The organism is Algoriphagus sp. (assembly GCF_039969895.1).
Taxonomy (GTDB): Bacteria; Bacteroidota; Bacteroidia; order Cytophagales; family Cyclobacteriaceae; genus Algoriphagus.
The window spans coordinates 181856-194037 of record NZ_JBDVMZ010000014.1; the positions used below are offsets into that span (position 1 = coordinate 181856).

A 12182-nucleotide genomic window follows, 5' to 3' on the forward strand; every position below is an offset into this window, starting at 1 on the left:
ATAAACAAAAGAGAATTAGGAATATGAAAGCAGATTATCCAAAATAATTTTACTAGCATTTCCATGACCATAAATGTTTCCATTAAAGTCATTAGAGAATACAAAATTCTTATAAGCATCAAAAATAGTTGCGCTATCAGACCCAACTAAAACATTAAATCTACCAGATACTAACTCAACCCATTCTGTTTCATCCCTTAAAGTTATACAAGGTTTTTTGAAAAAATAAGATTCTTTCTGTAAACCACCACTATCAGTTATAATCATAGTCGAATTTTTAATTAACCAGATCATCTCAAAATAACCTACAGGATCTAATAATACAAAATTCATTTCAAGTCCGAGCTCTTTCATGATAGCTTTGGTACGAGGATGGACAGGTAAAATTATAGTTTTATGCCTTGCAATAGCATTCAAACCTTCTATGATAGATATTAGTCTATCTATGTTATTGGTGTTTTCAGCCCGATGAATAGTAGCTAATATAAAATCTGAAAATCCAAAATTTAAAGGTTTTTTAGCAAATCCTTCATAGTATATAGCTCCATCTAACATAATATCTCCAGAATTAACAATAGTAGAATTAATATTATCAAAACCTTCTAACTTAAGATTGTCTAATGCGGCATTAGTTGGACAGAAAAGTAAGTTGGAAACTCTATCAGTTAAAATTCGATTAATCTCCTCAGGCATTTTCATGTTAAAACTTCTTAATCCAGCTTCCACATGCGCGAGTTTAATATGCAATTTTGATGCTACAATTGCACCTGCAAGTGTGGAATTAGTATCACCGTACACGAGCATCCAGTCAGGATTTTCGATCATAACAACCTTTTCAATTTTTTCAATCATACGCCCTGTCATTTCGCCATGAGATCCACCACCAACATCAAGAAAATAATTAGGAGTGGGAATCTTCATTTCTGTAAAAAAAACATCACTCATGTTAGAATCATAATGTTGACCAGTATGAACAATAACTTCTTGAATATTAGAGTAATTCAATAATTCTCTACTTAAAGATCCAGCTTTAATAAATTGTGGACGAGCACCTAAAATAGTAAGAATTTTTATCATGATAGTTTAAATTTTATAAGCTTTAATAAGAATAAAGGAAGCCTTATCTGACGTCTAATCCTTTTCGGTTCTTTCCATAATCTATATAACCATTCAAGTCCATTGTCAATAAAAAATTCAGGTGCTCGTTTTTTTTGGCCAGATAGAATATCAATTGCACCACCGCATCCAACAAAAAAGGTGTGGGGGAAAAATTTCAATAATTCATTAGCACACTGTTCCTGTTTTGGAGACCCAAGGGCAAGAAAGACCAACTTAGGCTTAGAATCGTGTATTTGATTTATCACTTCATCAATAGAATCAAAAAAACCATTTAATCTCCCACAAATTAAAATACCAGGAAACAATTTAGCAATATTTATACAAGCATTACGATTATTTTTCTCAGTAGATCCCAAAATAAAAATGGGAAACTTATGAGAACACGCAGTATTAAGTGCAATAATAGGAAAGTTAATCTTGATTGTATTTATGTTATATAGAAACTTAAAAGCAATAACAGCTCCAAATCCATCTACATAGGGTAAAATTGAATTTGATATTATTAAATTAACTTCTAAATCTTCATTAAAGGATAGAATTTTTTCAGCATTTATAGCAACACTATAACCGCCCTTATTCTCTACAATTAAATTACTCAAATGGATTGTAATCTCTTTTTCTGATTGAAAATCATAACAAGGAACATTTAATAATGAATATATTTTATTCATATACTATTTTGCTAAGGTAATTAGAAAGGTTTATATTTGTAACTGAATGAGAGAAATTCTGTACGGACATAGAACTATTCAATGATAAATTATTGTACAAAATTTTATCATTGTAAAGTGTATTGATAGCAGAGATCAAAGAGTTATAATCATTTGAGTTGAAAGTTAGTCCATTTTCATTATTCACCAAATACCCACTTATACCTCCGATATTAGATCCGATAACTGGAGTACCACAAAAAAGAGATTCTAATCCAACTAATCCTAAGCTTTCAGGTAGTAGAGTTGGAAAAACAAAAACATCTATAAATCTATAAAAATCAGCCAATTTTTCCTGAGAGAGTGTATCGATAAAAAAAATCTTATCGGAGAAAGTACTACTTCTAACGTGTTCCATAATTGATGGTTTATCTTTCCCATCACCCACAATAAAGCATTGAAAATTAAAACTTAGAAAAGGTAAAGAATTAATTAAAATCCAAATCCCTTTAGAATTAGATATATTACCAGCAAATCCAATACGAAAAGGCCTATCAAAATTATATACTGAACATTTAGGATAAAATATATCAGTATTTACACCACCAGAAGGAGATACAAATAGATTAGAATTATAAAAATTCTTTTTTATAAATTCATTAAGCATAAATTGAGATGGAAAAATGACCCCGTCGACTCTACTATATAGCTTACTTAATAACCTATTAAAAAAAACATTAAAAAAACTTGGATTCAATAAATCAGATCCATGAAAATTTATACAAATTTTTACTTTTTTTGGATAAAAAACTAATAGAGGCAAAAGTGTAAAAGTAGGATAATGAAAATAATATAGATCAATTGAACTATCATAAAGAGACTTAAATATTTTAATATAAAACTTTATATAAAGAAATAACTTACAAAATAAATTGTAATTATTTTTATACATAACTATAAAAGAAAAATTAAACTTAGACTTACTCAAATCATTAACTACATTTTTCACAAAAATACCATATCTAATATTATTAGAATCAGGGTACATATTACTAATTAGTAATATTTTCATGATTTAAATATAATATTTGGTAGTTTGCTCAATATATACAATATAAATATGAGAAAAATAGATCCCTTAAAAAAGCTATTGAAGCTAAAAGCTAGTTCCATCTGGTACCCAGAGATCAAAAAAATTACATACATTAATAAAACGACTTTTCCACTATCATATCTATTATTGAAGATTTTAACCAAAATTACAATTGAAGAAGAAAATAACAAAGCAGCAAGCACAACACCGAATATTCCAGAATGATAAAATCCTTCTCCAATCCAACCAACATTTATCCCAATCAAATCATTACTAGAATGAAGCAAACCCAATTCTTTTCCAAGGGAATTACCTATTGAAAGATTAGGTTTATCTGACCATAGAAATGAAGGTATAAGTCCGGTAAAAGCAAGTCTAAAAGGATTGTAAAATGGAGTATAAGTATTGTCAAAACTAAATTCAATTACACGATTTAAATTTACATAAACATTAAATATTCTACTTAAAGAACTTTCAATTAAAAAATCGATATCTAGGAATTGAATAGATGCAAATATTGTAGAAAGGTTAAAAGTATAGGTATTGGCAATTGAGAAAATTTGAGCTTGCCGAAAAATTGTAATCGTTAAGAAAATTAATGATAAATATGTACCATATTTTAAAAGTTTTGAAAACTTAACATGATTGTAATATAAATAAATAACAAGAACTGTAATTATTGGAAAAAGAACTCCAAAACGTCTTCCTTGTAATAAGGGAATAGAGAGAGTGAAAATAAAATAAAAATAAAATAAATAATTTATAATAACAGATGAACTAAATTTATTGACAAATCTATTTTTAAAATAAGAAATAGTAAAAATCATTAGGCCCCATAAATGGAGATTGTTAAACAATCTTACAAATCTAGGCAAGGAATTTAACTCAATCATGTTTTCGTCTTCAATAAAAAACATACCTTGATTTATCATATAGGCTTTAACAATAATTGAAATAAGTAGAAAAAAAATAGATAAAAGAAAAGCATTATTATTAAAGTTAAAATTAATTTCAGGAAATTTAAATCTTGAAAATAATCTATAAGGAAGTAAAAAAAAAATAATAAATATGAGTATAACAGCATGATTTTTTTCAATTAATTCAGAATTGTAAGACCAAAATAAACTAACAGGAAAAAAATTTGGGATAATTATAGAAGGTAATATCAAATACAAAAAAGTAACTAATATAAACAATTTTATTGGGGTAAAAATAAAATTACTTCTAAGCGCATCAAGATACCAGAAGTAACTTAAAACAATGATAGAAATTAATGTCAATAAATTACCCAGTAACATTCTTAATATTATTTATTAAAATTTTCAAACCATTCAATCTTGAGTAATTAATAGGGTCAAGGCTTATATCTTTTGGCTTAAAGTTGGCAATAAAAGCTAAAAATTCAGAATTTATACTATTAAAAAAATAAATATCCTTATAGCTTTCACTAAGATCATATAAACTGCCTTCTATAATCAAATTAGACGAAAATACAATTATAGGCTTGGACAGTGCAATATAATCAAACACTTTTGTAGTTGATTCAAATGTAAGACCAGAAGAAATAACAATACAAAAGTCGCATGCATTGATGTAAGATAGAACATCTCGGTAGCTTTTATAACTATGATCTATTATGTTTTCATGTAAAGGGAGTAATAAGCTATCCTCCCCAAAATAATGAACTTTGAATGATTTATTTGAATTAACAATATCTAGGAAAAACTTAGGACTTCTTCCTATTGAAATTTTACCGGTATATATAAAATTAACATATTCTATATCTATGTTGATTGGCTTTAATTCAGAAATAACTCTTTCATCATATCCGTTTTCTATAATCAATAACTTAGAATTATCATTAATTTCCAATAGTGATAAACAATATTTATTGACAGAAATAACTAAATCTGCATAACTTATATATAGTTGTTCTAGTTTTTTTTTAATAAGTTTTTTTATTAATATCGAATTTATAAATAATGGATTATTAGCAAAGGGGTCACGAAAATCTAGTATTATTTTTGTTTTAAATCTTATCTTCAAATAACGAGATATATAGAAGTGTAAAAAAGGGTTGCCTGAAAGCACTACACACTCATATTTAAAATGATCCAAAGAATCTAAGTATTCTTTTAAAGCAAAGTACCAAGAATATCCTGGATCAAAGTTTATGTATCTATTAAATATTGGCTTTTTGTCATCTGCTAAAAATATTAAATTAAATTTAGAGGTTTTATTAGCCACTTCAATTGTCGGCACCGTTGCAGTAATTATAGTTGGAAAAAATTCACCATTAGATACTCTATTTAATTCATTAACCCAATATGAAATTCTTTTAGCACCAACTCCAGGATACGGCTCAAAATAGTAACCTATGAATAATATGTTTTTCATGTTTATAAAACTTTTGCCAATTTTGCTGAAATATAAATATTCAGAATATAATATAGGCAATATACAATGGAAATAATACTTACTATGTTAATAGTATTAAGATCAAATAAAAACACTCCTAATATAGATATAAAAAGGAACAACATTAGAAAAAAATTAATATTTTGCTTTTGCGCTATATAAATCATATAACTGAGTGGGTTTGCAATAAATCTAAGAGCTAAGGATGGCACTAAAATTTTAGCAAAACTCCCTGCAATTGCCCATTCCTCGCCAAAAATTAGTATAAATAAATCTTCGATAAAAAACCATAAAAAGATAGATGGGACCACAGTTAAGTAAAGCAATAGTTTAAAGGTACGTTTGAATACCACTATAGACTCGCCATTTACTCTATAGTTACTCGATGCCTCTTCTTTAAATACGTCCAATACTGAAGCAGATAAAAGTGTAACAGGAACCTGCAAGATCCTTTGACTGAAATAATAGTTTCCCGCTGAAACTTGTGCATTAACTATGTTGAAAAATAGATTAGGCAAATGATTTGCACTTAAATTAAGTAACATTGTTGGAACATCAACTAATGGAAATTTCTTATATTTTCTAATTGTTTCAAAAATATCTCTTAATTTAGTACTATAAAAAAATAAACGCTCCACTTTAATAAATGAATAAAAAAACATAATCAATGTTACAAACTGTGCAATCAAAGAGCCTAATATAAGTCCAATTGCACTATTATATAAAATAAGCCCGATAGAAATTTGTAATCCTAGTGTAAATAAACTTTGTAAAACTCTATTTAAAGACAACCTTTTGAACTGCCTATTTCTATTATACCAGTAATTTAAACTCTGATACATACCATAAACTATAATATTTAGTGGAAGTAAATAAAAATAATTAACATTTATCTTGTCATTGAAAATCTCTTCTAGATAGTTATGAAATACAATTATTGAACATAACACCAAAAATGAAATAGCTATTATGACAATAAAAGAGGATTTTAAAATTAATAAAGCTTCTTTTGATTTTTCAGGAATTAAAATAGCGAGTTCTAGCCTGCCAGTTGAAGCTATGTTTAAAATTGAAGAAACACTAAAATAAAATGCAAAGACTCCAAATTCATACGGACTGTAAATCCTCGTTAATACAGGAGATAATAATATTGGCATAAGCTGTGCTACACCCGTACCTGTCATTAATGATATGATATTCCTAAAATAAGAATCTTTAAATATTTTTGAGTCCAATTATTTATTCCTATAATTATCAAATGGATGCTTTGACAATTCACTCGCTGCTAACGGATGATAATCCCCCTTCAGACCCACAGGTTCCGCATGTCTAATATGTTGTACGATCTCAATGCTGGGTCTTGCTTCTTCCAAACCAAAGCCGTCCCCTCCCAGAATATGCTCATAACTATGGGTGTGCAATTCTGTAAAACCATCAGAGAATTCTATTTCGGTTCCTTCCATGGTGAGGGATCTAAAGGTTCTTCCACCTCTTGCCTTGACCGCATCCGGTAAGGTGTCTGCATTGATGCTCAGAAACCAGCGTACCCGCGCCCTCTCCAGTTCGAAATATCCTGCAGCCCGATCGTGGGTATGGATATGGACCACGTTCTTTTTCACCGCCCCGAATACCCAGGTCAGCATGTCGTAGAAGTGCACGCCTATGTTGGTGGCGATACCGCCAGATTTGCTTACCTCACCTTTCCAGGAAGTATAATACCAATGTCCTCTGGACGTGATATACGCCAGGTCTATGTCATAGATCTTATCCTTAGGACCTTCTTCGATCTTCTTTTTCAGGGCGATGATGGAAGGGTGCAGTCGGAGTTGCAGGATATTGAATACCCGGGTTCCATGCTCCTTCTCCACCTCTGACAGCGCATCTATATTCCAAGGATTAAGAACCAAAGGCTTTTCACAAATCACATTTGCTCCTACTCTGAGTCCAAAGCGGATATGGGAATCATGGAGATAGTTAGGCGAGCAGATACTGACGTAGTCGATTTTCTTGTCCGTTCTTTTCAGCTTTTCCACGTGACGGTCAAAGCGCTCAAACTCCGTGAAAAAATCAGCCTCGGGAAAGTGGCTATCCATCACTCCCACGCTGTCAAACTTATCATAAGCAGCGAGCAGGGTATTGCCTGTGTCCTTCACTGCTTTCATGTGCCGAGGAGCAATGTACCCTGCAGCACCTATCAATGCGAAATTCTTCATCTTATAATTTGATTACCTGATTATTAGTGAGCTGATACTGGGCTCCGGTTTCCGTGCACTCAGCTTTTCCCTGCTCATCAAAAATTAATTTGGATCCGTACTCACTCATCCAGCCCATCTGTCTGGCCGGATTACCGACCATCAGCGCGTAGTCCGGGACATTCTTAGTGATCACGGCTCCAGCTCCTATGAAGGCATACTTACCAATATCATGCCCGCAGACTATAGTGGCATTGGCACCTATGCTGGCACCTTTACCTACATGCGTTTTGGCATATTCCGCTTTGCGGTTTACCGCACTTCTAGGATTGATCACATTGGTAAATACCATGGAAGGACCTAAAAATACATCGTCGTCACAAGTCACACCGGTGTAGATGGAGACGTTGTTCTGCACTTTCACATTGTCACCCAGCGTCACCTGTGGTGAGACGACTACATTCTGTCCAATATTGCAGCCTTTACCTAGCTTGCAATTGGGCATGATATGGGAGAAATGCCAGATTTTGGTGCCTTCCCCTATCTCACATCCCTCGTCTATGTAGGCACTTTCATGTGCGAAATAATTCTTCATTTGATTATAGCTGTTGGTTTAAGTCCTGATTGCCCGGGCCCAAGTCCTTGCGGGCTAATCTTAAAGCCCAGGGGCTGGGGTCTCCGGCTTGGGTTTAGTTAAAAAAACTATGGATAGTTGAGATAATATATTCCTGATCATCGGCACTCATCTCTGTATGGATGGGCAGAGACAGCACTTTTTCACAAAGTGATTCTGCTACCGGGAAATCACCTTTCACGAATCCCAAATTCTTATATGCCTCCTGCTGATGCAGGGGAAGTGGATAATAAACCATGGTTGGAACACCTTTTCCAGCCAGATAGCTTTTCAACTCATCCCGGTCCACACCCTCCAGCTGAACGGTATATTGGTGAAAGGCATGGGTGGAATTCGCTGCTCTCACCGGGATTTTGATATGTGCATGTCCGGCAAATGCCTCGTCGTATTTATCCGCTACTTCATTCCTGGAGGCTGAATAGCGGTCCAGGTGCTGCAGTTTTACATTTAAAATAGCGGCCTGAAGCGTATCCAGTCGGGAGTTGACCCCCACAATGTGGTGATGGTATTTCTTCTTCTGCCCGTGATTGGCGATCATGTGCAGCTTCTCTGCCAGCTTCTCATCATTGGTAAACATAGCTCCACCATCCCCGTAGCAGCCGAGATTTTTGGATGGGAAAAATGAGGTAGTTCCCACATCGCCCATCGTACCAGCTTGACGCACGGTGCCATCCGAGAACGTGTACTTTGCCCCTATCGCCTGGGCGGTGTCCTCGATTACTTTGATATGATACCTGCGTGCAATCTCCAGAATCGCTTCCATATTAGAGCATTGTCCATACAGATGAACCGGAACTATCCCGGCAGTCCTGGAGCTGATCTTTGACTCCAACTGGGTGTTGTCCAACTCGAAGGTGGTAGGTAGTACATCTATGAACACCGGCTTTAAGCCGAGCAAAGCAATCACTTCCGCGGTAGCCACATAAGTAAATGCCGGTACGATCACTTCTTGACCAGGCTGAAAATCCAAGCCCATCATGGCTATCTGTAGCGCATCTGTCCCATTTCCACAGTTGATCACATACTTAGCTCCAGTATAGGCAGCCAAGGCATTAGAAAATTCTTTTACCTGAGGCCCATTGATAAAGGCTGTGGTATCAATTACTTCCTGAATAGCCTGATCTACCTCAGATTTAATTAAATCATATTGGGACCTTAAGTCCACCATTTGAACCCTCATAATTTATAATCTAGAATCTACCAATTCTTTCTTTAAAACAGACTTCACATCAAAAACTACCTGATGATCAGATTTTTTAATATCCCAAGTCTTAAACTCTTTATGACCTACTGCCAAAATAATTGCAGAGTAGTCTGCTAATACAGGCTTGTCCACACCATTAATGATATCAAAACCATACTCATGTTTCACCTCCGCCGCATCAGCCCAAGGGTCATATACACAGACATCCATATCGAATGATTTAAGCTCTTGATAGATATCTATCACCCGGGTATTGCGCACATCCGGACAGTCTTCCTTGAAGGTAAATCCTAAAATCAAAACTTTGGAATCTATCACTTTCAGATCCTTACGCATCATATGCTTGATGGTCTCCGTGGCCACATGCTTACCCATGGAATCGTTTAATCTGCGTCCTGCCAAAATAATTTCCGGGTGATAACCTACTTCCTGGGCCTTCTGGGCCAGATAAAATGGATCCACGGAGATGCAATGACCACCGACTAAACCTGGTCTAAAGGGAAGGAAATTCCATTTGGTACCTGCAGCTTCCAGTACTTCCTGGGTATCTATATCCAGTAAATTAAATATTTTACTGAGCTCATTTACAAAAGCTATATTGATGTCTCGTTGGGAGTTTTCTATCACCTTGGCAGCTTCTGCTACCTTGATGCAGGAGGCCTTATGGGTACCAGCTGTAATTACTGACTTATAAAGTTGATCTACATATTCAGCTACCTCCTGAGTGCTTCCGGAAGTTACTTTCAAAATCTTGGTGACGGTATGTTCCTTATCCCCCGGATTGATACGCTCAGGAGAGTAACCAGCAAAAAAGTCTTCATTGTACTTCAAGCCAGAAATCTTCTCTAAGATCGGTACACATTCCTCTTCTGTCACGCCTGGATAGACGGTAGATTCATAGATGACCACATCTCCTTTTTTTAACACCTTGCCTATCATCTCAGAGGCTTTCAGCATAGGAGTCAGTACCGGTCTATTGTGCTTGTCTGTAGGAGTTGGGACGGTAACTATGAAAATATTCGCGGAAGTCACAGGAAGTATGGCGTCGGTAATTAAAAGTCCTTGTCCTCTTTCATCCAATTCCAAACCAGTTTTCACCAGAACTCTCTGCAAATCCTCATCAGCCACTTCCAAGGTTCTATCATGTCCCTTTTGCAACTGATCTACTCTTGCAGCATTGATATCGTATCCTACCGTTTTGTACTTTTCGGCAAATGCCGCCGCCAATGGAAGGCCTACATAGCCAAGACCAATGATTGCAATTTTACTGTTTTCTAGGTTTGTAAGCATCTATATCTCTTAATCTATTAATCTTGGTTTAGTTAACTCCAATTTCTCGAAAACTTTCTTTACATCCTGAGCTTTGTTTTTCTTTAAAATTAAAACAGCATCATTAGTATATATAAAAATCGTGTTTCTTAATCCTACAAATTCTGTATGGATAGTTGATCCAAAGACCATATTACCATTCCTGTCAATCGGATGTCCTTTTTTCTTCAAATAAGTATATATAGACTCAAATGACCCCATATCAGACCAGGCAAATTCTGAGGGAACAACTTTGATTTTCTTGGTTTTCTCCATGACAGCATAATCGACAGAGATAGAAGGAATTTTCATCGATAAATCAAAATCCAATTTACCTTCAATAGCCTGTTCATATACGATCTTGGATGACTCATAGAGTTTAGGTTCGAATGCTTTCAATTCTTTCAGATATACTCCTGCCTGAAAACAAAACATTCCAGAGTTCCAATAAAAATTGCCATCCTTCAAGAATTCTTCCGCAGTTTCCAAATTTGGTTTTTCACGAAAGCTTTTAACTTCTTCTCCATTCGCCTCTATGTAGCCAAAACCCGTTTCTGGTTTGGTTGGCTTCAATCCAAAAGTTACTACGTAACCTTCTTCTGCAAGCTTTAACGCTCTAGCCACAGCCAACTGGTAATCATTTCCAGACTCTATCAAATGATCTGAAGGAGTAACAAAAAGTATATCCTCCGGTTGGGTGGCAAATGCGGCAAAGGCAATGGCTGCGGCAGTATTCCTAGGACAGGCTTCAATCAGTTCAATGTATCCATGTATCCCAGCTGAGTCTAGATCTTTTCGTGAAAGCAGGTAATTATCACAATTGCCAACTACCATCACCTGATCACAAAATTCTTTGTTTCTATGGACAGTTTTTTGAAATAAAGTTTCTCCTTCAAAAATAGGCAAGTACTGCTTGGGTTGTGACTTGCGCGAGAGCGGCCATAGCCTAGAACCTACACCTCCAGAGAGGACAACGTTAATTACAGACATCTAGAATAATTACTAACACTTGACAGGAAAAATTGTAATTCTTTAGGATCAGCTAGTTAAGTTCAGTCAAACAAGCTGCTAACTAAAATCCTCTAGTTAAAACTTAAATTCATTTCACAGCTTCGCCCTTTCAGTCCCATTGAGGAGAGAAAAAAATGAGCTATTTATAGTTCAAATCCCTCCTAGTTAAGGCACTTAGCTTGACATCTGCACGAAAAAGTTAATTATATCCGTATTGCAGAATTTAAAATAAAAAGGATCAAATAATGCCAAAAATTAAATTTTTGGTGCCATTTTTCCCCTTCTAGCTTGCAAAGATAGGCATGTGAGTAGTTTTTGTACTCATTTTATATGAGTATTTTTCAACAGAGTTTTCATATAAAGTAATCTGCATTTCAAATCATAGAACTCTTTACAAGCGACTTGCCTTCAGCAATACAGTAACCAATCCATAAGACTTTGATTTACTGAGGTTTTATAATTTAGCTTGTGTTGCATAATTCCACAAGCTGTAGAAAAAAGTAAGAAAAACTCACAGAATTGGAATCCATAAAGGAGTCAGAACTAATTCATC

Annotated in this window: 11 protein-coding genes; all 11 read right to left on the reverse strand. The window is 34.4% G+C overall.

Translation table 11 applies throughout. From position 1 onward, the window contains the following. Positions 1–15: 15 nt before the first annotated feature. Positions 16–1077: a UDP-N-acetylglucosamine 2-epimerase (non-hydrolyzing) gene (gene wecB, locus ABJH64_RS12140; RefSeq protein WP_348275818.1), complete on the reverse strand. Its 1062-nt coding sequence runs from the start codon at positions 1075–1077 to the stop codon at positions 16–18. Next, on the reverse strand, positions 1074–1790 hold the full coding sequence (locus ABJH64_RS12145) for a WecB/TagA/CpsF family glycosyltransferase (RefSeq protein ID WP_348275819.1): 717 nt from the start codon (positions 1788–1790) through the stop codon (positions 1074–1076). Before ABJH64_RS12145 ends, wecB begins: the two co-directional genes overlap by 4 nt. Then, positions 1783–2841 (reverse strand): glycosyltransferase family 4 protein, encoded by a 1059-nt coding sequence (locus ABJH64_RS12150; protein ID WP_348275820.1) that lies wholly within the window; start codon positions 2839–2841, stop codon positions 1783–1785. The genes ABJH64_RS12145 and ABJH64_RS12150 overlap by 8 nt, the downstream gene beginning before the upstream one ends. Next, positions 2838–4160: an O-antigen polymerase gene (locus ABJH64_RS12155; protein ID WP_348275821.1), complete on the reverse strand. Its 1323-nt coding sequence runs from the start codon at positions 4158–4160 to the stop codon at positions 2838–2840. The genes ABJH64_RS12150 and ABJH64_RS12155 overlap by 4 nt, the downstream gene beginning before the upstream one ends. After that, positions 4147–5259 (reverse strand): hypothetical protein, encoded by a 1113-nt coding sequence (locus tag ABJH64_RS12160; protein ID WP_348275822.1) that lies wholly within the window; start codon positions 5257–5259, stop codon positions 4147–4149. Before ABJH64_RS12160 ends, ABJH64_RS12155 begins: the two co-directional genes overlap by 14 nt. Before the next feature lie 2 nt (positions 5260–5261). After that, entirely contained in the window at positions 5262–6515 is a 1254-nt protein-coding gene (locus ABJH64_RS12165; RefSeq protein WP_348275823.1) for an oligosaccharide flippase family protein, read from the reverse strand. After that, the gene (locus tag ABJH64_RS12170) at positions 6516–7493 is read right to left on the reverse strand and encodes a Gfo/Idh/MocA family oxidoreductase (RefSeq protein WP_348275824.1); all 978 of its coding nucleotides are present in this window, start codon (positions 7491–7493) and stop codon (positions 6516–6518) included. Position 7494: 1 nt separating this feature from the next. Beyond that, on the reverse strand, positions 7495–8067 hold the full coding sequence (locus tag ABJH64_RS12175; protein WP_348275825.1) for an acyltransferase: 573 nt from the start codon (positions 8065–8067) through the stop codon (positions 7495–7497). Positions 8068–8161: 94 nt separating this feature from the next. After that, on the reverse strand, positions 8162–9286 hold the full coding sequence (locus tag ABJH64_RS12180) for a DegT/DnrJ/EryC1/StrS family aminotransferase (RefSeq protein WP_348299105.1): 1125 nt from the start codon (positions 9284–9286) through the stop codon (positions 8162–8164). A 3-nt stretch (positions 9287–9289) separates the two neighbouring features. Next, positions 9290–10600: a nucleotide sugar dehydrogenase gene (locus ABJH64_RS12185; protein WP_348275827.1), complete on the reverse strand. Its 1311-nt coding sequence runs from the start codon at positions 10598–10600 to the stop codon at positions 9290–9292. A gap of 9 nt (positions 10601–10609) precedes the next feature. Beyond that, positions 10610–11608, reverse strand: coding sequence for a sugar phosphate nucleotidyltransferase (locus ABJH64_RS12190; RefSeq protein WP_348275828.1), 999 nt, complete (start codon positions 11606–11608; stop codon positions 10610–10612). Between the last annotated feature and the right edge of the window lie 574 nt (positions 11609–12182).